This window comes from Candidatus Pelagibacter sp. Uisw_127 (assembly GCF_047722515.1).
Lineage (GTDB): Bacteria > Pseudomonadota > Alphaproteobacteria > Pelagibacterales > Pelagibacteraceae > Pelagibacter.
Genome location: NZ_CP159815.1, coordinates 574,941 through 598,955, shown reverse-complemented (window position 1 = coordinate 598,955; position 24,015 = coordinate 574,941). Strand labels below are relative to the sequence as shown.

24 protein-coding genes and 4 tRNA genes are annotated in these 24,015 nt (G+C 28.0%); 22 read left to right on the top strand and 6 right to left on the bottom strand.

The window, feature by feature from the left end:
* The 5 genes from gyrA (at position 1) to ABXT65_RS03315 (ending at position 5,018) form a co-directional block, all read left to right on the top strand.
* Positions 1–2,571, top strand: a complete 2,571-nt coding sequence (gene gyrA, locus ABXT65_RS03335) for a DNA gyrase subunit A (protein WP_415324131.1) — start codon at positions 1–3, stop codon at positions 2,569–2,571.
* The gene (gene coaD / locus ABXT65_RS03330; RefSeq protein ID WP_415324130.1) at positions 2,571–3,065 is read left to right on the top strand and encodes a pantetheine-phosphate adenylyltransferase; all 495 of its coding nucleotides are present in this window, start codon (positions 2,571–2,573) and stop codon (positions 3,063–3,065) included. The genes gyrA and coaD overlap by 1 nt, the downstream gene beginning before the upstream one ends.
* Entirely contained in the window at positions 3,058–3,612 is a 555-nt protein-coding gene (locus tag ABXT65_RS03325) for a peptidylprolyl isomerase (protein WP_415324129.1), read from the top strand. The genes coaD and ABXT65_RS03325 overlap by 8 nt, the downstream gene beginning before the upstream one ends.
* Positions 3,613–3,629: 17 nt before the next feature.
* Complete coding sequence (tgt, locus tag ABXT65_RS03320) at positions 3,630–4,742, top strand: tRNA guanosine(34) transglycosylase Tgt (protein ID WP_415324128.1); 1,113 nt, start codon at positions 3,630–3,632, stop codon at positions 4,740–4,742.
* Between the two features lie 200 nt (positions 4,743–4,942).
* Positions 4,943–5,018 (top strand) — tRNA-Lys (locus ABXT65_RS03315).
* 20 nt (positions 5,019–5,038) lie between these two features.
* Here ABXT65_RS03315 and ABXT65_RS03310 read toward each other — a convergent pair.
* Positions 5,039–5,866 carry a M48 family metallopeptidase gene (locus ABXT65_RS03310; protein ID WP_415324127.1) on the bottom strand — a complete coding sequence of 276 codons (828 nt, stop codon included), beginning with the start codon at positions 5,864–5,866 and terminating at the stop codon, positions 5,039–5,041.
* A 124-nt stretch (positions 5,867–5,990) separates the two neighbouring features.
* Between ABXT65_RS03310 and ABXT65_RS03305 the strand changes: the two genes are divergently transcribed.
* On the top strand, positions 5,991–6,605 hold the full coding sequence (locus ABXT65_RS03305) for a DUF502 domain-containing protein (RefSeq protein ID WP_415324126.1): 615 nt from the start codon (positions 5,991–5,993) through the stop codon (positions 6,603–6,605).
* On the opposite strand, the gene ABXT65_RS03300 is transcribed toward ABXT65_RS03305, so the two are convergent.
* Positions 6,602–8,653 carry an ATP-dependent DNA helicase RecG gene (locus tag ABXT65_RS03300; RefSeq protein ID WP_415324125.1) on the bottom strand — a complete coding sequence of 684 codons (2,052 nt, stop codon included), beginning with the start codon at positions 8,651–8,653 and terminating at the stop codon, positions 6,602–6,604. The genes ABXT65_RS03305 and ABXT65_RS03300 overlap by 4 nt on opposite strands.
* Before the next feature lie 24 nt (positions 8,654–8,677).
* On the opposite strand from ABXT65_RS03300, the gene ABXT65_RS03295 reads away from it, so the two are divergent.
* Positions 8,678–8,944, top strand: coding sequence for a succinate dehydrogenase assembly factor 2 (locus tag ABXT65_RS03295; protein WP_415324124.1), 267 nt, complete (start codon positions 8,678–8,680; stop codon positions 8,942–8,944).
* On the opposite strand, the gene ABXT65_RS03290 is transcribed toward ABXT65_RS03295, so the two are convergent.
* A tRNA-Ser gene (locus tag ABXT65_RS03290) sits at positions 8,945–9,034 on the bottom strand.
* 93 nt (positions 9,035–9,127) lie between these two features.
* Here ABXT65_RS03290 and rarD point away from each other — a divergent pair.
* Genes rarD through ABXT65_RS03245 form a run of 9 tightly spaced genes read left to right on the top strand, consistent with a single transcriptional unit; the run spans position 9,128 to position 17,500 of the window.
* A complete protein-coding gene (gene rarD, locus ABXT65_RS03285; RefSeq protein ID WP_415324123.1) occupies positions 9,128–10,009 on the top strand; it encodes an EamA family transporter RarD in 882 nt (293 codons plus the stop codon).
* On the top strand, positions 9,996–10,994 hold the full coding sequence (locus tag ABXT65_RS03280; RefSeq protein WP_415324122.1) for a lytic murein transglycosylase: 999 nt from the start codon (positions 9,996–9,998) through the stop codon (positions 10,992–10,994). The genes rarD and ABXT65_RS03280 overlap by 14 nt, the downstream gene beginning before the upstream one ends.
* On the top strand, positions 10,984–11,742 hold the full coding sequence (locus ABXT65_RS03275) for a hypothetical protein (protein ID WP_415324121.1): 759 nt from the start codon (positions 10,984–10,986) through the stop codon (positions 11,740–11,742). Before ABXT65_RS03280 ends, ABXT65_RS03275 begins: the two co-directional genes overlap by 11 nt.
* Complete coding sequence (locus ABXT65_RS03270; RefSeq protein ID WP_415324120.1) at positions 11,735–12,886, top strand: D-alanyl-D-alanine carboxypeptidase family protein; 1,152 nt, start codon at positions 11,735–11,737, stop codon at positions 12,884–12,886. Before ABXT65_RS03275 ends, ABXT65_RS03270 begins: the two co-directional genes overlap by 8 nt.
* On the top strand, positions 12,879–13,490 hold the full coding sequence (gene tmk / locus ABXT65_RS03265) for a dTMP kinase (RefSeq protein WP_415324119.1): 612 nt from the start codon (positions 12,879–12,881) through the stop codon (positions 13,488–13,490). Before ABXT65_RS03270 ends, tmk begins: the two co-directional genes overlap by 8 nt.
* A gap of 2 nt (positions 13,491–13,492) precedes the next feature.
* Positions 13,493–14,431, top strand: a complete 939-nt coding sequence (locus ABXT65_RS03260) for an AAA family ATPase (protein WP_415324118.1) — start codon at positions 13,493–13,495, stop codon at positions 14,429–14,431.
* Positions 14,424–15,965 (top strand): methionine--tRNA ligase, encoded by a 1,542-nt coding sequence (gene metG, locus ABXT65_RS03255; protein WP_415324117.1) that lies wholly within the window; start codon positions 14,424–14,426, stop codon positions 15,963–15,965. The genes ABXT65_RS03260 and metG overlap by 8 nt, the downstream gene beginning before the upstream one ends.
* Positions 15,946–16,719: a TatD family hydrolase gene (locus ABXT65_RS03250; RefSeq protein ID WP_415324116.1), complete on the top strand. Its 774-nt coding sequence runs from the start codon at positions 15,946–15,948 to the stop codon at positions 16,717–16,719. Before metG ends, ABXT65_RS03250 begins: the two co-directional genes overlap by 20 nt.
* A 7-nt stretch (positions 16,720–16,726) precedes the next feature.
* On the top strand, positions 16,727–17,500 hold the full coding sequence (locus tag ABXT65_RS03245; RefSeq protein WP_415324115.1) for an MBL fold metallo-hydrolase: 774 nt from the start codon (positions 16,727–16,729) through the stop codon (positions 17,498–17,500).
* Here the strand turns inward: ABXT65_RS03245 and ABXT65_RS03240 are convergent.
* Genes ABXT65_RS03240 through ABXT65_RS03230 form a run of 3 tightly spaced genes read right to left on the bottom strand, consistent with a single transcriptional unit; the run spans position 17,495 to position 19,781 of the window.
* Positions 17,495–18,049 (bottom strand): glutathione peroxidase, encoded by a 555-nt coding sequence (locus ABXT65_RS03240; protein ID WP_415324114.1) that lies wholly within the window; start codon positions 18,047–18,049, stop codon positions 17,495–17,497. The two genes, ABXT65_RS03245 and ABXT65_RS03240, sit on opposite strands and share 6 nt — an antisense overlap.
* A 3-nt stretch (positions 18,050–18,052) precedes the next feature.
* The gene (gene nhaA / locus ABXT65_RS03235) at positions 18,053–19,225 is read right to left on the bottom strand and encodes a Na+/H+ antiporter NhaA (protein ID WP_415324113.1); all 1,173 of its coding nucleotides are present in this window, start codon (positions 19,223–19,225) and stop codon (positions 18,053–18,055) included.
* A gap of 4 nt (positions 19,226–19,229) precedes the next feature.
* Entirely contained in the window at positions 19,230–19,781 is a 552-nt protein-coding gene (locus ABXT65_RS03230; RefSeq protein WP_415324112.1) for a zinc-ribbon domain-containing protein, read from the bottom strand.
* 93 nt (positions 19,782–19,874) lie between these two features.
* Between ABXT65_RS03230 and ABXT65_RS03225 the strand changes: the two genes are divergently transcribed.
* From ABXT65_RS03225 to ABXT65_RS03200, 6 genes are all read left to right on the top strand, one after another.
* A tRNA-Pro gene (locus tag ABXT65_RS03225) sits at positions 19,875–19,951 on the top strand.
* Positions 19,952–19,955: 4 nt separating this feature from the next.
* Positions 19,956–20,237: an ETC complex I subunit gene (locus ABXT65_RS03220; RefSeq protein WP_415324111.1), complete on the top strand. Its 282-nt coding sequence runs from the start codon at positions 19,956–19,958 to the stop codon at positions 20,235–20,237.
* Positions 20,237–21,229, top strand: coding sequence for a putative transporter (locus tag ABXT65_RS03215; protein ID WP_415324110.1), 993 nt, complete (start codon positions 20,237–20,239; stop codon positions 21,227–21,229). The genes ABXT65_RS03220 and ABXT65_RS03215 overlap by 1 nt, the downstream gene beginning before the upstream one ends.
* Complete coding sequence (gene glpX, locus ABXT65_RS03210) at positions 21,229–22,176, top strand: class II fructose-bisphosphatase (protein ID WP_415324109.1); 948 nt, start codon at positions 21,229–21,231, stop codon at positions 22,174–22,176. Before ABXT65_RS03215 ends, glpX begins: the two co-directional genes overlap by 1 nt.
* Positions 22,173–23,867: a single-stranded-DNA-specific exonuclease RecJ gene (recJ, locus tag ABXT65_RS03205; RefSeq protein WP_415324108.1), complete on the top strand. Its 1,695-nt coding sequence runs from the start codon at positions 22,173–22,175 to the stop codon at positions 23,865–23,867. The genes glpX and recJ overlap by 4 nt, the downstream gene beginning before the upstream one ends.
* Positions 23,868–23,917: 50 nt before the next feature.
* Positions 23,918–23,992, top strand: a tRNA-Glu gene (locus tag ABXT65_RS03200).
* The last annotated feature ends 23 nt before the right edge of the window (positions 23,993–24,015 follow it).

The following is a 24,015-nucleotide window of genomic DNA, read 5'->3' as shown; positions in this document are numbered from 1 at the left end:
ATGAAAGACACAGAAATACCTAAAGACAAAAATATTAAACTTATCTCAATGCATGATGAGATGAGCTCATCGTACTTATCTTATGCTATGAGTGTAATTGTTAGTAGAGCGCTTCCTGACGTAAGAGATGGGTTGAAACCTGTTCATAGAAGAATATTGTTTGCCATGTATAAAGGTGGTTATGATTGGTCAAAACAATTTAGAAAATCTGCAAGAATAGTTGGTGACGTTATTGGTAAATATCACCCCCACGGTGACCAATCTGTTTATGATGCCCTTGTTAGAATGGTTCAAGATTTTTCAATGAGTTTACCATTAGTTCAAGGCCAAGGTAACTTTGGATCTATAGATGGCGATCCTGCTGCTGCGATGAGGTACACCGAAACTAGATTGGCTAAAGTTTCTCAATATCTAATTGATGATATTGAAAAAAATACAGTTACATACAAAAGTAACTACGATGAAACAGAAAAAGAACCCACCGTTTTGCCTGCACAATATCCTAACTTACTGGTTAATGGAGCAGGTGGTATCGCTGTTGGAATGGCAACAAGCATTCCTCCACATAACTTAGGAGAAATCATAGATGGGACTTTAGCTTTAATTGAAAACAAAGACCTTAAGATTAAAGATTTAATGAAGCATATACCTGGTCCAGATTTTCCAACAGGTGGCGTTATAATTGGAAAAGATATTATTAAAGCAGGTTATAATGTGGGAAGAGGATCCTTTAAGATTAGAGGTGAAATTAGTGTTGAGACACAAAAAAATGGAAGAGAAAGACTGGTTATTACCTCAGTACCATACCAGGTAAATAAATCAGTTTTAAATGAAAGAATTGCGCAACTAGTAAGAGAGAAAAAAATTGAAGGTATTAAAGATATAAGAGATGAGTCTAATAGAGAGGGTATTAGAGTGGCTATTGATTTAAGAAATGGTGTTGAGCCCGAAACTATTAAAAGACAACTTTATAAAAACACATCTATAGAAAGTTCATTTGGTTTTAATACACTTGCGATTGTTGATGGAAAACCCAAAATTTGCAACTTAAAAGATTTTTTAACTTATTTTCTAACATTCCGTGAAGATGTGGTAATTAAGAAAACTAAATTTGATCTTAAAAAAGCAGAAGATAGAGCTCATATATTAATTGGTCTTTCAGTATCTGTTGAAAATTTAGATAAAATTATAAAAATTATTAGATCATCAAAAACTCCAGATGATGCAAAAAAATCTTTATTGTCTACTAAGTGGAAAATTAACAAATCTTTAAAATTAATTTCACTAGTAGAAGACAAAAAAGGAAAAAATTTGTACTCACTATCAGATCCACAAGTTGTGGCAATTTTAGAACTTAGACTTCAAAAATTAACTGCACTAGGTATTAATGAAATTGAAATTGAAATAAAGAAATTAGCTGACTTAATTAAAGGGTATAAAAAAATTATTAATTCAAAAAAAGAACTTTTAAAAGTTATAAGTGAAGAGTTAATAACTATTAAAGAAAAATTTGCCGTACCAAGAAGAACTAAGATTATTGATGCAATATTAAATTATGATATCGAAGAAACTATTCAAAAAGAATCTGTTATTATTACCGTAACTTTTCAAGGATATATTAAGAGAGGTGCCTTAAGTAATTTAAAACAACAAAAAAGAGGTGGTAAAGGTAAATCCGGTATCACAACAAGAGATGAAGATTCAGTAGTACAGACATTATCTGTTAACACTCATACTTCTGTTCTTTTCTTTTCAACAGAAGGACTCGTTTATAAAATTAAAGCATGGAAAATCCCTGAGGGATCAACTACATCTAAGGGTAAATCTTTATTCAATATTTTACCATTAAAAAGCCACCAATCAATTAGTTCTATAATGCCTTTTCCTGAAGACGAAAGTGATTGGAAGAATTTACAAATTGTTTTTGCTACAGCAAAAGGAAAAGTTAGAAAAAATAGTCTTGAGGATTTTTCATCAATTAATTCTGCTGGAAAAATTGCAATGAAACTGGACCTTAATGATAAAATTGTTGGTGTTGAAATATGTAAAGATGATCAAGATGTAATGTTAAGTACCAAAAATGGAAAATGCATCAGATTTGAATCAAAAAAACTAAGAGTATTTAAAGGCAGATCTTCAAAAGGTATTAAAGGCATCGAGTTAGCTCCTAATGATGAAATAGTGTCATTATCTATTATAAATCAAGAAAAAGGTAAAAAAAATACTAAAGACATAAAAAGTGATTTAGCAACAAAAGAAAGATTTGTATTATCCATTACAGAAAATGGTTATGGAAAGAAAACTTCTAATTTTGATTATAGGGTAACTAACAGAGGTGGTAAGGGTATCATTGGCATAATTAATTCTCCAAGAAATGGCAGTATATGTTCTTCATTCCCAGTATATGAGGCTGATGAAGTAATGATATCTACAAACAAAGGCAGGGTAATAAGAGTCGCTGTTAAAGAAATTAGATCTGCTGGAAGAAATACACAAGGTGTAAGGATCATCAAACTGTCTGGTGATGAAAAAGTAGTTTCGGCTATAAAAATTGATGATAACTTGGCTTAATGAAAAAAGTAGCAGTATATCCTGGTACATTTGATCCAATTACATTTGGTCATATTGATGTCATTAAGAAAGCCTTAAAACTTTTCGATAAAGTTATTATTGCTGCATCTGATGGAGCTAATAAGAATTATCTTTTTAACTCTGCTGAAAGGATTGAGTTAATTAAAAAAGCACTTTTTTATGATTTAAAATTAGATAAGAAAAAAATTAAAATTATCTCTTTTACATCTTTAACAACTGATTTATGTAAAAAATACAAATCCAATATTATACTAAGAGGTTTAAGGGCTGTATCTGACTTTGAGTATGAGTTTCAATTGGCAGGAATGAACAGAAAAATAAGCAATAATATAGAAACACTTTTTTTAATGTCAGATGTTGAAAATCAAATTATTTCATCAAGATTTGTAAAAGAAATTGTTAGATTAAAAGGGGATATTAAAAAATTTACTACAAAAAGTACAATAAAGTCTTTAAAAGAAAAGTATGAATAAATTTATAACAAAATTCTTAATTTTATTTTTTATACTAACCAACAATATAATCGCAGAGGAAAATATAATGATTTTAAAACTTAAAGATGGAGATATTAAAATAGAACTTTTTGAAGATGTTGCCCCCAATCATGTTAAAAGAATTAAACAATTAGCAAAAGATGGTAAATACGATGGTGTTGTATTTCACAGGGTAATTGATGGTTTTATGGCTCAAACAGGAGATGTACAATTTGGTAACTCCTCTAATGACCAATTTGATTTAAAAAGAGCAGGAATGGGTGGTTCTGATTTACCAGATCTTAAAGAAGAATTTAGCGACTTACCTCATGAAAGAGGAACCCTGTCTATGGCTAGATCACAAAATCCAAATAGTGCTAATAGTCAATTTTTTATTTGTTTCAAAGAGGCATCATTCCTAGATAGACAATATACTGTTTTTGGTAAAGTTATTGAAGGAATGGACCTAGTCGATAAAATCAAAAGAGGAGACCAAAATAATAACGGTTCCGTTTCTAACCCAGATAAAATTATTAGCTTTAAATAATATTAATACACATTTCAATGACATTAAAAAATTTCAAATTTAATGTCATTGAAAATGATAAATTTGCCAGAACTGGTATTATTGAAACCCATAGAGGAAACATTCAAACACCTGCTTTCATGCCTGTCGGTACACAGGCTACTGTAAAAGCTTGTCTTATTGACGATGTTATTAAAACTGGTGCTGAAATAATATTATCTAACACCTATCATTTAATGATTAGACCTGGTGTAGATAGAATAATTTCTGCAGGAGGACTTCACAAATTTATGAATTGTAAGCTTCCTATACTTACAGATTCTGGTGGGTTTCAAGTTATGTCACTTTCAAAATTAAACAAAGTAGACAGAGAAAAAGGTGCAATATTTAATTCTCATGTGGATGGTAAAAAATTCATATTAAGTCCCGAAGAAAGCATTAGAGTTCAAAGAGGGTTAGACTCAGATATTGTTATGATCATGGATGAGTGTCCCAAAAAAACTATCGATTATGATGTAATAAATAAATCTATGGAACTATCCATATATTGGGCCGAAAGATCTAAAATAGCTTTTGGTTTAAATCCTCACAAAGCTTTATTTGGAATAGTCCAGGGTGGTTTATTCAAAGATTTAAGAAATAAATCTCTTAATGAGTTAATCAAAATTGGCTTTGATGGCTATGCTATTGGAGGTCTTGCTGTAGGAGAGAGTCAAAATGAAATGTTTAGTGTTCTGGATGATTTAAAAAATATTATGCCCGATGATAAACCGAGATATTTAATGGGTGTAGGGACGCCAGCTGATATTCTAGGGGCTGTTAAGAGAGGTGTTGATATGTTTGATTGTGTAATGCCTACGAGATCTGGAAGAACCGGCTTAGCTTTTACTTGGAAAGGTCGTATAAATATTAAAAATAATAAATTTAAAAATGACAATGAGCCTCTTGATCCCAATTGTTCAAATCTAAATCTTAACAGGTATTCAAAAAACTATCTAAATCATCTATTTAATACAAATGAAATACTGGGTTCTACACTTTTAACCTTACATAACATCAATTTTTATCAAGAATTAATGTCTTCTATTAGAGAAAATATTAAAAAAGGTACATTTGATAAATTTCACGATGAATACATTGATAAGTTGTAATTTAAATATTTGCAATTTGTGATGTTATGGAATAAATAATTGCTTTTTGGTAATAAAAATTATTCAAGTTTGATATTTTTTTATTGTTTAAATTTTTAAGTGTAAAGAAATTTAAAAATTTTAAAGAAGACTTCACCAAAAGTTTTTTTTTAAAATTAAATAAAAAAAAACATTTATCTTAACTTCATTAATTTATATGTGGGCCCTTAGCTCAGTTGGTAGAGCAATTCCCTTTTAAGGAATGGGTCGATGGTTCGAGTCCATCAGGGCTCACCACTAAAATAATCTTTTAAATATTAACTAATTGTGATTGGTGGATAGTCTAAAATTACACTATTTTCCCATTCTGATAAATTTTTTATTCTCTTAGAGGATGATGGGTGTGTGCTCATAAATTGAGGAGGCTCTTTACCTTTGTTTTCTGCTTTCATTCTTTCCCATAACTTTTTAGTTTCCCTGATATCAAAACCAGACAATGATGCAAAAATCATTCCCAGGTAATCAGCCTCACTTTCTTGAGTTCTTGAGAAAGGATTCATTATTCCTATTTGCGATAATAAACCTACAGTATTCATCCCAGTAGCTTGATTAATTTGTCCTAATTTTCCACCAGTAAAAATATCAATCAAAGATGTTCCTGTTTGTAAAAGTGCACTTCTACTTGCTCTTTCAACAGAATGTTTAGCAACAGCATGAGCAATTTCATGACCCATAACTGAGGCAAGACCATTTGTATTTTTTGTAACATCAAGTATTCCTGTGTACACAGCAATTTTACCACCAGGCATACACCAAGCATTTTTAACTTTTTTATTATCTATTAAAATATACTCCCAATCAAAATTAACAGTAGGATCGTTTAAACCCACTCTATAAAAATATTCAGATATAGAGTCTTCCATTCTTTTTCCAATATCTTTAATTTCATTTAGTGTTTTAGTGTCATCACTCATTTTTTCTTTTTCTTTGACCTTTTCAAAAATTTGAGCTGCTTGAGCGTTTAATTTAGATTCAGGTATAATTTTTAATTGCCTTCTGTCAGTAATTGGCGCTGTAGAACAAGCACCTAACATCAAGCCTGAACATCCGCACCCAACATAATTTAAAAATTTTCTTCTATTCATTTTATTAAAATTTTGATAATCATATAAATATATACTTTTATGAATTTAAACAATAAAATCTTAGTTACACTTTTCATTATAGCTGTTTCATTTGTTGTTTATTCAAGTTATAGCTAAATTATCTATGCCTATTAAGAAAAAAAAATCATTAGCTCTTAAATTAAGAAATTATTTTTTCACAGGTGTAATTGTTTTAATACCGATTGGGTTTACACTTTATTTAAGCAAATTCTTAATAAATTTTTCAACAAATTTAGTACCATCAGGATTAAATCCTAATACTTATCTTCCATATGCAATTCCAGGTATTGAAATAATTTTAACAATTATTTTTATTACAGTTGTTGGTGGCCTTTCTTTAACCTTTATAGGTAAAAAATTTTTACAAATAATTGATGATTTATTTAAACGAATGCCCATACTCAGAACTATTTACTCTGCGATTGGACAAATGACAGATTCTTTTAGAGAGCAAGAGGGTAATAAAAAAAGTGTAGTGCTAGTTGAGTATCCAAGAAAGGGATCTTGGGCCGTGGGTTTTGCCACTAAAGAAAATACAGGTGAAATTAAAGCTAAAACAAATATTAACTTAGTTAATGTTTTTGTTCCAACGACGCCCAACCCAACAAGTGGCTTTCTGCTAATGATACCAAAAGAAGATTTGATTTATTTGGATATGACATTTGAAGAAGCGTCAAAATTTATAGTTTCGGCGGGAACCTCAAAGCCAAAAAGCTAAACCATATCGTTAATTATATCTGCTTGATCGTATAACTTGAGTAACGCTTTGTATTTTTTAATATCAGTATTTTCTAATTCTATTTTTTTAATTTGTTTTTCTGCCATTAAAAATAAGTCTTCGTTTTGAATAGGGTCCGCCAATCTAAAATTTTTAACCCCACTTTGTTTAAACCCAAGCAAATCACCAAAGCCCCTTAACTTCATATCTTCTTCTGAAATTTCAAAGCCATCATTGGAATTCTTTAAGATATTTATTCTTTTTTTAGCATTAACAGTTAAATTAGACTTAAACATCAATATACAACTAGCTTGTTTTGTTCCACGTCCAACTCTGCCTCTTAATTGATGTAACTGTGATAATCCAAATTTATTAGCATTTTCTATTATGATTACATTGGCATTAGGAAAATCAATACCAACTTCTATAATTGTTGTTGAAACTAAGATTGAATATTTTTTGTTTAAAAATTTATTCAATATTTCTTCTTTTTCTTCATTGTCAATTTTTCCATGAAGTAATGCAACGTTATTTGGGAAAATTTCATTAAGAAATTTGTATTTAGTAACTGACGATTGGTGATCTAATTTTTTTGATTCTTCTATCAAGGGACATACCCAGAAAATTTGGTTTCCTTCTTTTATTTCTTTTTTTACAAAATTAATAACATCATCTATTTTACTTTCTAATTTACTATAAGTTTTAACCTCTTTTCTATTACTTGGTTTTTCCTTGATAATAGAAACATCCATATCACCATAAACTGACATAGTTAGGGTTCTTGGAATTGGCGTTGCTGACATTAAAAGAACATCACAATTATCACCACCCTTATCTGATAAAAGCTTTCTTTGCCTAACTCCAAATTTATGCTGTTCATCAATTATAATATAACCAAGGTTTGCAAAAACTATTTTTTTTTGAAAAATTGCATGCGTGCCAAAAACCATTTGAATTTCATTGTTTTCTAATTCTTTTACAATTCTTTTTTTTTCACTATTTTCACTCTTACTGGAAAGTAATTCAATTTTAATATTTTTAGGAAATAGTTTTTTTGCCAAACTATAATGTTGTCTAGCTAATATTTCAGTAGGGGCCATTAATGCAACTTGGAACCCTGAACTAATGACACTTAAAGAAGAAATTAATGCAACAATAGTTTTGCCACTTCCAACGTCACCCTGCAAAAGTCTAAACATTTTACTTTTAGAATTTAGGTCATTATTGATATCATTTAATGAAATTTTTTGATCATTAGTAAGAGTAAAATCTAATTTATTAACTATATTATTATGGGCTTTTTCAGTAAAATTTTTTGATACTTTTTTTATTTTTTTTATTTTTTTTCTAATTTCTGAATTAACTAAAAATGATGCCAGTATTTCATCATAAGCAAGCCTTTTATAAAAATCAGATTTATAATTTTCAATATTTTTTGGATCATGTAATTTTATTATTGATTCATTCCAGCTTTGGTTGTTAAAATTTTTTAATATATCTTTATCGTGCCACTCAGTTAAAGTAGGTAAGTTTTTTAATATTTGATTAATAATTTTATTATAATTTTTTTCAGTAATGCCTTCTGTTAATGAATACTTATTATCAATATTTTCTATTAAAGAACTGTCTTGTGAAATATACGTGGGGTTTGTTATTTGATATCTCCCTTTATAATTACTTATCTTACCACTAATTGTCACCTCTTCATTTAACGGCAAAATTTTCCTCACATATCCTTCGTGACTATTAAAAAATATACAATCAATCTTTCCTGTTTCATCAATACAATTAACTCTATTTGGTAAGTTTCTAACTCTTGGAAATTGATATTTTAGTGGAATAATTCTAATAGTTTGAATAACACCTATTTGGAGATCACAAATTTTACTAACTAGGGTTCTGTCTGTATAAGACTTAGGCAATCTCCACAGTAAGTCAAAAATATTATTTACTTTTTTTTTTTTTAAAATTTCCATGGTCTTTTTACCCACCCCATTTAATTTAGTGAGATCTGCCAATAAATAATCATAATTATTCTTATTTTTCATGTTATGTGTAATATAATAATTTTTATGACCATTAATATAAAGGATTTAAAAAATAAAATAATTTATAGAGCCAACTATAGAGGCACTAAAGAAATGGATAAACTGCTAGGTTCATTTACTAAAAAATATATTGATAAATTTAGTGAACAAGAGTTAAAGCTTTTATGTGATTTGTTGGATTATGATGATGAAAATCTTTATAAATTTAATCAAGGTCAAAATTTAACAATTCAAATTAAGCTAAATAAAGTTTCGGAGATTTTTAAAAATTATAAATATGTCAGTAAATAGTGGCGGAGAGACTGAGATTCGAACTCAGGAAAGAGTTGCCCCTTTGCCGGTTTTCAAGACCGGTGCATTCAACCGCTCTGCCATCTCTCCGTTAGTGAGGTTTTATAATTATAATTTATTAATTCAACAATAAAATAGACAAATTACTTAATTAATGAATTATATCGTTATTCTTTTAATTTAATGAAAAATAACGACCTTAACAAAGGCATTACACTAACAGCTCTAGGTTCATTTTGGTGGGGTGTAATTGGTGTAATTTATTTTAAATACATATCATTTGCTGGCCATATTGAGGTTGTAATACATAGAAGTGTTTGGACTTCATTAACGTTAATAATATCAACTTTTTATTTTTCAAAATGGAATATTTTTTTTAATATTATTAAAAATTCTAAAAATTTAATAACACTTTTTTTTTCAGGACTGCTGATATTTACAAACTGGGCAGTTTGGATTTATGCTATTTCAAATAATCAAATTATAGATGCAAGTCTTGGATATTTTATAATGCCTATATTAAGTATTTTTTTAGGTTTTATCTTTTTTAAAGAAAAATTAAACACCAAAAGAATAATTTCAATTATATTAGTTTTGGTATCAATTATTTTTTTAATTTTTACTAATTTTAAAGCTATACCCTGGGTAGGATTAACTGTTGCTTTAAGTTGGGGCTTTTATAATTTACTCAGAAAAAAAATAAATGTTGATACCGATGTTGGTCTTCTAATCGAAAGTCTTTTTATTTTACCATTTGCTTTAGTTGGTTTTTATCTAATTACACAAAATGGATTAAATGATTTTACTTTTTCAAATCCTTCATTAATGTTTTTGTTATTATTGGCAGGACCAATGACCGTAATTCCACTATTTCTATATATTAAAGGTGTAGAGTTGTGTGGCCTAGGTACAACTGGCATGATATTCTACATAACACCTACTTTTCAATTTATACTTGGTTTTTTTTATTATAATGAGCCTTTTTCAATCACAGAGTTAGTAAGTTTCATTTTAATCTGGATTGCTGTATTTATTTATTTAAAAGATTTATATGAAAATAATTAGATATTTTATAATTTTATTTTTAATGCTTACAAACGTAGCATTTAGCTCAGACGACATGTCATTTGACAAGTGGTTAAAAATTTTTAAAATCCATGCATTAGAAAATAATATTTCAGAGTCAACTTTTGATATGGCAATGAATGATGTTGTTTTTTTACCCAAGGTTATAAAATACGATCGTTTTCAACCAGAATTTTACGAAGATACAAAAACTTATATATCTAAAAGATCTTCTGATCAGAAGGTTAAACAGGGTACAAAATTATACAAATCAAATAAAAACTTTATTAATTCAATTGACAATAAATTCTCAGTAGAGAAAAGTTTATTACTTGCTTTAATGGGTATAGAAACAAACTTTGGAACTTACGTGGGTAAAATGGATATTTTATCATCGTTAGCAACACTGAGTTTTGATGAAAGAAGATCAGAATTCTTTACAAGTGAACTTATTACCATACTTCAGTTAGTAGAATCTAAAAAAATTGACCACAATATCCTATATGGATCTTGGGCTGGAGCCTTTGGCAATTTTCAGTTTATGCCGTCTACTATAGAGGGTTATGCAATTGATTATGATGAAAATAATATTATTGAACTTAAGTCGATAAAAGATTCGTTTGCATCAGCAGCAAATTATATAAATAAAATTGGATGGAAGAAAAATCAACCCTGTTTTATTAGAGTTAATTTAACTGAAGATGTACCAAAAAAATTATTAAATACTTCCGCAAAAAAATTACATAATAAAAATAAATTTAAATTATTAAAAAAATATATTAAAGACAAAAATACCAACGCTATAGACAACAATTTAATTGGGTCAATCATCACACCTGACAAAGATATAATACCAAATTCTGAAAATTTAGAGCCTGCTTATATAGTCTTTGAGAATTATGAAAAAATACTGGAATGGAATAGGTCATTAAGATTCGGCCTGGCAGTATGCACATTAAAAGATAAGTTTGAAAATGCTTTATAAAAATATTTCCCTTATTACTATTTTTTTATTTTTAACAAATTGTACAACTGCAACTTTAGATAAAAATAAGCCACAATCTACTATGATTAATGCATACACAAATAAAGGTTTTGCACTAGTTTTTAGTGAAGAACTTTTTAAACAAAAAATAGTTAATAAAAAAATAGATGATCGTAGCTTAACAATATTTCAAAAAAATTTAAAAACTAATACACAAGTTAAAATTACAAATATTCTAAATAATAAATCTTTAATAGGAGTGGTAGGCAAAAATTCCAAATATCCCTCCTTTAATAATGCTGTACTATCTAAGAGAATAGCAGAAGAGTTAAATTTAAATATAAACGAGCCCTATATCGAAATTTTCGAAATACTTGAAAATTCAATTTTCAAAGCTGGAAAAGCAAAAACTTATGATGAAGAAAAGTATGTTGCTGTTAAAGCTCCAGTTAACAGCATCAGTATTAACGATTTAAGTTTAATTAATAAAGAAGATAAAAAAGACACCAGTATAAAGTTTTCTTACTCAATTAAAGTTGCAGATTTTTACTTCAATGATACTGCCTTAATGATGTTGAATAGAATCAAGATTGAGAGTTTAATTGAAAATCCTAAAATCAAAAAAATTTCGGATAAAAAATATAGAGTATATTTAGGTTCTTTTAATAACATTAATTCTCTACAAAAATCATATAATGATATAAGCATACTTAAATTTGAAAACTTAGAGATTATAAAAAATGATTAAAACAAAATTTTTAACAATACTAATAACAATACTATTAACTTTTAATTCAAATGCTGCATTTGAAATAAAAGCACGTACCGCAATATTGCAAGATTATCTCTCTGGTGAAATATTGTATGAGAAAGATGCAGATAAATCTATATATCCAGCCTCCATGACAAAAATAATGACAGCTATTATTGCATTTGATTTGATAAAAAGTGGCGATCTCAATCTTGATGAAAAATTTTTAATTTCTGAGAATTCCTGGAGACTATCATCAGCGGGTTATTCTTCGATGTTCATTATGGTTGGTGATGAAGTAAGTGTAGAAAATTTACTTAAAGGAATAATAATTGCCTCTGGTAACGATGCTTGTGTTGCTTTAGCAGAGGGCATTGCTGGTACAGAAGATGAATTTGCAATTATGATGACAGCTAAAGCCAAAGAAATTGGCATGGAAAATACAAATTTTGCAAATTCTTCAGGAATAAATAATACAGACAATGTATCCACAGTTAGAGATATTATGCTTATGTCTAATTATCTTATTAAAGAATTTCCCGAAGAATATAAATATTTTGCTGAAAAAGAATTCACTTGGGATAGAACTGGTGGTGATCCTATTAGTCAAGGCAACAGGAATCCACTGCTTTATAAAAACTTTGGAGCTGATGGGATTAAAACTGGATATTTAGCTGTTGAAAAATATTCTTTAGCTTCATCAATATACAGAAATGGTAGAAGGTTGATAGCAGTTGGTAGTGGATTTAACACAAAAAATGATAGATCAAAAGAAAGCTCTAAGCTATTAACTTGGGGACTAACAAATTTTGATTTAGTTGAAGTTGCAAAATCAAATACTCCAATAGAAAATGTCGATGTTTGGCTTGGTAAAAAAGAAAATGTTGGTGTTTATGTTAAAGCTGACATTTACAAAACAATTCCTAAAGCACGTAAAAAATTTTTAAAAGTATCTATTATCTATAAAGGACCCATCCAAGCACCCATCAAAAAAGACGATGTTTTAGGTAAACTAAAAATTTCTTATAAAAATGAACTTATAGAAGAATATAATTTATTTGCTTTTCAAGATGTTAAAAAATTAAATGTATTTTCTAGATTAATGAAATCAATTAATTTTTTGATTTGGGGTAATGTCTAAAAAATTAATTATAGTATTTGAAGGTATCGAAGGTACTGGTAAATCTCACCACATAAACAATGTTGCAAAATATTTAAAAAAAAAGAATAAAAAGTTTATTCAAATCAGGGAACCTGGTGGAAGTAAAAATTCAGAAAAAATAAGAAAACTTATACTAAATACTAAATCTACATTTAATAAATATACAGATTTATTGTTATATTTGTCTGCAAGAAGCGAAAATATTGAATTGATAAAAAAAAATATTGAAAAAAATATTATATTAATTGATAGATTTTCAGATTCAACAATTGCATATCAGCATTATGGAATGGGGGTAAATCTGAAATTTATTCAAAATATTAATAATTTTTTACTAAAAGACATAAAGGCTGACTTCACTTTTTTAAATACTGTTAGTAAAAAAAATATGAAAAATAGATTATTGAAAAGAAAAAATTTGAATAGGTATGATAAATTTCAAACTAATTTTTATGACAAAGTGCAAAAAGGCTTTATAAAAATTTTAAAAAAAAATCCTAAAAAATATATGAAAATTAATTCCAACTTAAATATTGAACAAAATGAAATAGTTATTTTAAATAAGATTGATAGTTTAATTTGAATATGAATTTAAAACCTATGGAAAACACACAGCTATATGGTATGAATTATTTTTTTAACGAGATTATAGAACTTTATAATGAAAAAAAAATGCCTACTAAAATTTTGTTATCAGGTAAAAAGGGTCTAGGTAAATCGACTTTAGCTTACCATATTGTAAATTATATTTTGTCAGATACTGAGAATTTTAAATACGATCCTAATAAACTTTGTATTAATAACGAAAATAGATCTTTTAAATTACTAAAAAATAACTCACATCCAAATTTTTATTTAATCGATCTGTTAAATGATAAAAAAAATATTGATGTTGCTCAAATTAGAGAAATGATTATTTATAACAATAAATCTACATTCAATAATATGGCCAGATTCATATTAATTGATAATATTGAAAGCCTTAATAAAAACTCAGTTAATGCGTTACTTAAAATTATTGAAGAACCTAATGAAAACGTATTTTTTATTTTGATTAACAATAATGAAAAAAATATTCTACCCACTTTAAAATCAAGATGTCTAACATTTAAGATTAATTTTACGTTTAATCAATCAGTAGATGTTGCAAATAAAATATTAAATAAAAATATATTTGATCTAATCAACTATGACTTAATTAATTATTACAACACGCCAGGTGAAATTATTAACTTAATAAACTTTTCTAAAGAAAAGGGTATAGATCTAAGTAATTATACACTGGTTAGTTTTCTCAAATTATTGATCGATAATGGATATTATAAAAAAAATAAATTTGTTAAAAATTTATTAGTTAACTTTATTGAATTATTTTTTTTAAAAGAGTACAAGTTAAGTAACTCTAGGAATTCTTTAATAAATTTTTATCATATCTTTATTAGTAAAATTCATAATACTGAAAAATTTAATCTTGATGAGGAAAGCTTATTTTTAGAATTTAAATCGAAATTATTAAATGGATAAAAACTACTATATAACAACACCAATTTACTACCCATCAGCAAAGCCTCATATGGGTCATGCTTATTCAAGTATAATTGCTGACTTTTTTGCTCGTTTTAAGCGTATTGATGGTTTTGATGTTCATTTTCTAACGGGTACAGATGAGCATGGTTTAAAAATTCAACGTGCTGCTGAAAATAAGAATTTAGATCCCCTTGATTTCTGTGATCAAATCAGCCAAACATTTAGAGATCTTTCGAAAACATTAAATTTATCAAATACAGATTTTATTAGAACTACTGAAGATAGACATAAAAAAACAGTTCAATATTTATGGGCAGAACTTGAAAAAAATAATGACATTTATCTATCAAAATACTCAGGTTGGTACTCTGTTTCTGATGAAGCTTATTATAATGAAGATGAAATAATTGACATAGATGGAAAAATAATTGCTGAAGCTTCTGGCTCATTAGTTGAGTGGATTGAGGAAGAGTCTTATTTCTTCAGACTTTCTAAATGGCAAGACAAACTCTTAGATTATTATGAAAAAAACATAGATTTTATTTCACCAAAATCAAGGAGAAATGAAGTTGTTAGTTTTGTTAAGGGTGGTTTAAAAGATATATCTATTAGTCGTAAAACTTTTTCATGGGGCATTAAAGTTCCAGATAACCCTGATCATGTTATATATGTATGGTTGGATGCACTTACTAACTACATTAGTGCTCTTAACTATCCTGATACTAGCGACATATTATTCAAAAAATTTTGGCCCGCATCTGTTCATCTTATAGGTAAAGATATTCTAAGATTTCATGCAGTTTATTGGCCCGCTTTCTTAATGGCTGCTAAAATTCCATTACCACATAAAGTTTATGGACATGGGTGGATTTTATCTGGTGATGTGAAAATGTCAAAGTCCAAAGGAAACATTTTAGATCCAATAGATATAATTAATACCTATGGGCTTGATCCATTGCGATACTATTTAATTAAAGAAGTGTCGTTTGGAAATGATGGAAATATATCTAAGGATAAACTGGAAGATTGTATTAATAGTGATTTAGCAAATAATTATGGAAATTTATGTCAAAGAGTCACCGCGTTTGCTGAAAAGAATTGTTTTTCAAAAGTCCCTAAGATCAAAAATTTTAATAATGACGATCTTGTCATGTTAAATAAATTTAAGGAAAATTTAGAAAAAATTAGACAAGAAATTGATAAACAAAATATAAATTTTTACATAAGTTTTATTGTAAGTGCATTATTTGAGGCAAATAAATATTTTAACGATCAAGAACCTTGGAAAAAAAAAAATGATAAAGATAGATTAAATACAATAGTTTATACTTCTTTGGAAATGATTAGAAAGATTTCATTTATGCTTTACCCCATAATTCCAGATTCTATTGACAGGGCCTTAAGGATATTTAATTTAAATTCTAAGGATATTAATTTTGAGTCTGTTGCTTCTCATGATTATTTAAAAGCAGGAAATAATATCAATAAAATTGATATTTTATTTAAAAAGATTGAAAAAAAAGATGATTGATTCTCACTGTCATTTAGACCATGAACCCTTACATGAAAACTTATCCGATGTTATAAGCAGATCCAAAGATTGTGGCATTACAAAACTTTTAACTATATGCACGACACCTGACAGTTTTGAAAATATAAAAGCTATAATTGAAAAAGATCAAATGATTTATGGTACTTATGGAATTCATCCTCACGAAACTGGGAACAATCAAGTCGATAAACAAACAATAATTAAATGTGTAAATGAAAATGTTAAAATCATTGGTATTGGTGAAACAGGTCTGGACTTCTTCTACAACCATAGTGATAAGACTAAACAAATAACTAGCTTTAAAACTCATATAGAGGCTGCTATAGAGCTAAATAAACCCATTATAATTCATTCTAGGGAAGCGGAAAATGAAACATTTGAGATACTGAGTTCATACAAAAATGAAAATTTAAAAATTTTAATGCATTGTTTCACGGGGACTTTAGAATTTTCAAAAAAATTACTAACCTTAGATGCTTTTTTTTCAGCCAGCGGAATAATTACTTTTAAAAATAGTAATGAGCTTCAAAATACATTTAAAACTATTCCCTTGAAGAAACTTCTTATTGAAACAGATAGTCCATTTTTAGCACCTATACCTATGAGAGGTAAAAAGAATGAACCCAGTTTTATTAGGTACACACTTGAGAAGCTATCCACAATCAAAGAAATTACTGTAGAAAAAATGTCAAAAATAACCACTGATAATTTTAATAAACTTTTTACTCTATAATTTAATAATGACTATTAAATTCATTATATTGGGAAGCGGAAGCTCTATGGGAGTACCAAGAGCAGACGGTTACTCTGGTAACTGTAATTTAAATAATAAAAAAAATTTTAGAACAAGATGTTCAGCATTAATAAAATTTGATAATAAGAATATTTTGATAGATACATCACCAGATTTAAGATCTCAATTATTAAAAAATAAAATTAAATCCATCCATAAAGTATTTTACACACACTTACATGCTGATCAAACTCATGGCATAAATGATTTACGTCCTTTTTTTTTAATAAATAAAAAACAGATTCCAGTTTTTGCAGACACAAAAACTTTAAAATATTTAAATTCAACATTTAAATATTGTTTTAAATCGTCAGGTGACTATCCATCAACCTTAAGGTTAAATAATTTAAAAAATAAATATATTTTTAAAGACAAGAATAAAAAAATTCTAATCGAATCATTTCCAACACAACATGGAAAAATTGAAAGTATTTGTTATTTAATAAATAAAAGATTAGCTTATGCCAGTGATATAAGCTTGTTTTATAAAAAAGATTATAAAAGATTAACTAAATTAGATTATTTAATTATAGATTGTTTGTGGTACAAAAATCATTCTGCACATTTCAATTTAGATCAAGTTTTAGATTTAGTTAAAATACTTTTACCAAAAAAGACAATTTTAACAAATATGCACAGTGACCTTGACTACGATCAGCTTAAAAAAAAACTACCAAGAAATATTGTGCCTGGATATGATGGAATGACTATTAAACTATAATGTTAATTCTATTTGTTTTATAATTTTATCAGAAAGAGGCGATATAAAGGAATTGAATGTGTCTTGAATTTTTCCCTCTTTATTAATCAAAATTTTATGAAAGTTCCATTTTGGAACTGTTGAATTTCCATGATTTTCTTTCGACCACTTATAAATGATATGTGCATCTTTTCCTTTTACATCAACTTTGTCTGTAATTGGAAAGGTAATATTAAAATTTGTTTCACAGAAATCTTTTATTTCACTATTAGACCCAGGTTCCTGGCCACCAAATTGATTGGAAGGTACACCAATAACTAAAAAACCTTTATCTTTATATTTTTCATAAAGTGTTTGAAGGTCTGTATATTGCTTAGTAAAGCCACACTGGCTAGCAACATTAACAAGAAGAATTGTTTTTCCTTTAAATTCACTTAGATTTATAATTTTATTATCGATACTTTTGATATTTAGATCAAAAAATAATTTTTCGTATTGAGCATCTACTTTATCAAAGAAAGAAAACATAACTAAACATATTAAAATTAATAAATTATTTTTATAAAACATAAATTACTTTTTTGAAGAAAATAGCAATATAAAATAACCAAATAGTGTTGAAAGTAATGAACCTGCTAAAACTCCAATTTTCACACCATCGATATATTGAATATTTTCCGCAAATGCTAAGTTTCCAACAAATAAACTCATAGTGAAACCAATCCCAGTTAGGACTGATACCCCATATAAACTCAACCAACTTGAATTATCAGGCATTTGAGCGGCTCCAATCTTAACTGCTATAAAAGAAAAAATCATAACACCTACTTGTTTACCAACAAATAATCCAAGAAGAATACCTAGTGGCACTGGCTGTAATAATGATAACATAGACAATCCAGCCAATGAAACCCCCGCATTAGCAAATGCAAATATAGGCATTATCATAAAGGCCACATATGGACTTATTGCATGTTCGAGCTTAATCAATAAAGAAAAATCTTTATCTTTTATCCTATGGGGTATTGTTGATGCTAAAAGCACACCTGCAATTGTTGCATGAATTCCAGATTTATATGTAAAGAACCACATGAAAGCACCAATTATTAAGTATGGTGAGAATTTTTTAATTCCAAATTTATTTAATATAAGTAAAAATATATACGAGACTAAGATTAAGCTTAAATAACTAATGCTTAAATCTCCTGAATAGAAAAATGCAATAATAAGAATTGCACCAAGGTCATCAATTATTGCAAGCGCTGTTAAAAAGATTTTTAATGAAATAGGAACTCTGGATCCAAGTAATGATAGGATACCAAGTGAAAAAGCAATATCTGTAGCAGAAGGGATTGCCCAACCATTTAAGGTTTCTTTATTGTCAAAATTAATAACAACATAAACAAGGGCAGGGATTACCATTCCTCCGACAGCACCAATTATTGGCAGTAATGCTTTTTTTAAATTAGATAATTCACCTTGAATAAATTCTCTTTTAATTTCTAGTGTTACAAAGAAGAAAAAAATTGCCATTAACAAGTCATTAATCCAATGATGTACAGAGAGCTTTAAACCAAAATTATTTATACCAATAAATAAATACTGTTCTAGCGTATCAAAGTATAATTCACTAAAATTTGAGTTACTTATTACTAGGGCTATAATTGCTGCAATTAATAAAACTAAACCGCTTGCGGCCTCTAATCGAAAGAACCATTTAAAAGGTTTTGATAAAGTTGTGATCATAAAATTAGATTAAATCTTTAAAAAATAAAGAAATATCATTAATAGTTTCATACAAATTATAAAGTATAAACTCTATATCTGGGACAATTTTGCTAATAGGTGTTTGGAAGGTATCGAGGAGAACAATTAGGGCTGTAAAAGAAATTATAAAAATTAAGATTAAGCTTAAAAAATTGTAATTTTTTTCATTTTTAGAAGGGTCTAATCCTGGATATTTATCTTTATCTTTGTTAGTTTTATCTCTTTCAATTTGGTCTTTTGTTAAATTTTTGTATTTTGGTGAACTTAGCTTATTTGTACTATCTAAAAGTTTTATGGTTTCTGGACTTTTAATCTCTACACTATCTATTTTTTGTGACAAATTTTCAACGATGGCAGGTTCTATTTTATGAACAGGGTCCTTTATCTTTATTGGCAGAACAGGTTCATTAATAATATCTTTTTTAAAAAACCATTTATAGTTACAGCTATTACACTCAAGTAATCTTCCTTTATCAGGAATCAAACTAGAGGCGACCTCAAAATTCTTATCACAGTTTTTACATGAAATGATCACTATTCCTGTATACCCGATTCTTGAAAAAAAGCCTTATCTTAGATGATCTTTATTCTTTGAAATTATCAATATCTAATGTATTAGTACCTCAATCGGGGCGTAGCGCAGCCTGGTAGCGCATCTGGTTTGGGACCAGAGGGTCGCAGGTTCAAATCCTGCCGCCCCGACCAATTTATGAAAAAAGCAAAAATTTATATTCCTACAAAAAGTTCCATGCAATCTGGTCTTGGTAAATCAGACAAATGGTTAATTGAATTTGAAACAGAGAATACTGGCACCAATCCTTTGATGGGTTGGGAAACAAACTCAAATACTCTTTCAGAATTAAATTTGGAATTTTCCTCTAAAGAATTAGCAATAGAATATGCAAAAAAAAATAAAATTGATTTTGAAATAATTGACCCTCAAAAAAGAAAAACTGTTAAAAAATCGTATGCAGATAATTTTTTAAAATAATGTTTAAATTTTTTACAGAAAAAAAATGGCAATTATGGTCTTGGTTAGGTTCATTTGTAATTTTATTGTCATTGTGGGTTCAGGTAAAAATTGATGTAAAAATAAATGAATGGTTTGGTGTGTTCTACGATATGATTCAAAAGGCACTTGCTAAACCCAACGCTATTACAATTGAAGAGTACTGGATAAATTTAGCATCATTCATTACACTAGCAGGAATTTATATAGCTCTTTACGTTGTAATTAGTTTTTTTACAGCACACTTCTTATTTAGATGGAGAACTGCGATGGTAGAATGGTATCATTCTGTTTATGATAGGGCTCGTAAAATAGAAGGTGCCTCACAAAGAGTTCAAGAAGATACAATTAAGTTTACTCGCATTATGGAATCTCTAGGTACAAGTTTTATTGAATCGGTCATGGTATTAATACAATTTACTCCAATTTTATTAGGGCTATCAGTCGGTATACCAATCTTCTTTTTTGGAGATTGGCAATATGGATTGATAACTGGTGCATTACTTTGGACATTAGGTGGTACGGCATTCTTGATAGGATTAGGTTGGATATTACGTTTAGTTGGAGTGGAATATGATCTACAAAAAAAAGAGGCTGCATACAGAAAGATATTAGTAGTAGCTGAAGATGATGGTAACATTAGACCTAAAACAATAAATGAATTATTTGATGACGTTCGTTCAATTCACTTTTTAAGCTACACAAGGTATTTATATTTTAATATTGGTCGTATGGCTTACTTACAAGCAAATGTATTATCAGCTTATGTTTTTTTAGCTCCAGCTATTGTAGCTGGTGTTGTAACATTAGGTGTTATGCAACAAATTATAAGAGCTTTTGGAAGAGTTGAAGGTTCTATGCAATACCTATTAAAAGCTTGGCCTACCATTATAGAGTTGGCAAGTGTTTATAAACGTCTAAGAGAATTTGAGAGTGTAATAAATTCAACTGAAATAATTATTCAAAAAGATTAATGTCCATTGATAAAAAATATGTTGATCAGATTTTAAAAGTTTCTGAAAAAGCAGCTCTTGCATCATCTTATTTGGTTGGAAAAAAAGACAAGATCGCAGCTGATCAAGCAGCTGTTGACGCAATGCGATCTGAATTAAATAGAATTGATATGAACGGTGAAGTTGTTATAGGCGAAGGTTCACTTGATGAGGCACCAATGCTTTATACGGGCGAAAAACTTGGAAATAAAAAAGGACCTTATTTTGATATTGCCGTTGATCCTCTAGAAGGAACAAATTTTGCAGCGAACAATTTACCTGGTGCAACTTCCGTTATTGCTATTGCTGAAAAAGGAAATCTTTTAAATGCACCAGAAACTTATATGAATAAAATCGCAACTGGACCGATTGAAAAAGGATTAATTGATCTAGATTTTCCATTAGAAAAAAATGTTACAAATCTTGCAGATTTCCTAAACAAAGATGTTTCATCACTCACAGCATGTATCTTGGATAGACAAAGACATAAAAAAATAATTGACGAATTAAAGCAACTAAATATTAATATTAAGTTAATTACTGACGGTGATGTTCTTGGTGCATTGTATGTGACAAATCCAAAATATAATGTTGATATATTTTTAGGTATAGGAGGTGGTCCCGAGGGAGTTTTGACAGCATCAGCTCTTGATTCTTTTGGATGCCATTTTCAATGTAGATTTATATTTGATAATGATAAGGATATTAAAGAGGCAAACAAAATGGGAATAACTGATTTGAATAAAAAATATGAATTAAATGAAATTATAAAAGGAGATTCGATTTTTTGCTCAACAGGTATTACTTCTAGTGACATGTTAAGTGGAGTCGAGATTAATGATAATAAGTATACAACAGAGACACTAGTTACACACAAAAGTTTAAAATTTAAAGAAACGATAAAAAGAACAAATCTTATTGAAGAATGATTTCTGTTTCAGGTAAGAAGTGGGAACAAAAAAAAATTAATCAAAACTCAGTTGATAAATTAAAACAAGATTATAATTTTAGTGACATTTTATCTAGACTAATTATTTCAAGAAAATTTGAAGATGAAGAAATTACAACAATCAATACAGACTTAGATTTAAACAACGTTTTTTTAAACAATGAAGATTTCAATCGATCTATTAAACTTGTTGTTAATTGCATTAATAACCATGAAAAAATATGTATTTTAGGTGATTATGATGTGGATGGGTCTGCTGCTACTTCATTATTTGTAAAATTATTTGAAAATATAAATCACCCCTTTTTTTATTATATACCTGACAGAGAGAAGGACGGCTATGGAGCCACCAAAAAATTATTTCAAAAACTGATCTTGGAAAAACCTAAATTAATTATAATGGTTGATTGCGGTTCTACCTCCAATGAAGCAATAAATTTTTTAAATAAAAATGAAATAAAATCTTTAATTATTGATCATCATGAAATTAATAAGCCATTTCCAAATGCAAACTCAATTATAAACCCAAAACAAGATAATGGTTATAAAGAGTATGACTATTTATGTGCCACCTCGCTTTCTTATTTTTTTTTAGATTTACTAATTAAAGAAATTAAAAGTGAAATAAATATAGCTGATTATTTGATATATGTTTTGTTAGCTACAGTGTGTGATGTTATGCCTTTAAGAAAACTTAACAGATTAATTGCATTAAATGCTCTTAAAAATTTTGATATAACAAAAAATTTACCTCTTAATACTTTGTTTGAATTAAATAATAAAAAAAATAAAATTAATATTAACGATTTAGGTTATTTAATTGGCCCTATATTAAATGCTGGAGGCAGGCTAGGTAAGTCTCAATATGCTACAGAATTATTGTCCTCCAATAATAATCAAGTTGTAATGGATAGGTCTAATCATTTGATTAAATTAAATAATAAAAGAAAAGAAATTGAAACTTTAGTATTAAATGAAATTGATTTTGTAAAAATTGAAAAAGAAAACAAAGAAGTAATTATCTATTATAATCCTAATATTAACGAAGGTTTAATAGGAATTATTGCAGCAAGATTAAAGGATTATTTTAATAAACCATCTATTGTAATAACTGCATCTAGTGAATTATTAAAAGGATCTGCTAGATCAATTTATAATTATAATATTGGCCGTGTAATTAAAAATTCATTAGATAAAGATATAATTATAGGTGGTGGTGGTCATAATATGGCTGCAGGATTTACGTTAAATAAAGAAAATCTTAAAAATTTTGAAAACTATATATTGGAAGACTATTCAAAATCTAATGCTGTAAATAATAATATATTTACATATGAATCTGAAATTTCATCATTAGCTTTTAATCAAGATTTTTATGATGATATAAAAAAATTAGAACCTTTTGGTACAGGAAACTCAGTACCAACCTTTATGTTAAGAGATTTAAGAATAATTAAGCCCTGTGTGTTAAATAATAAACACATATCTTCAATATTAAAATCAAAAACAGGATTTTCAATTAAATCAATATCATTTAATTCTATTAACACTAATATAGGTGAATACTTAATGGGTTATAAAAATAACATTAATGTAATAGGTGAAATCAATGAAAACATCTGGAATAATAAAAAAGCTCTTCAATTAACTGTTAGAGACCTTATCCTATAACTTAATTACACTTGATAAATAATGACTTTTAAAATAAAAGATCACAACATGGTCCCTTCGTCTATCGGTTAGGACAGCTGGTTTTCATCCTGCAAAGGGGGGTTCGATTCCCCCAGGGACCGCCAAAAATATGTTTTATTACACATAT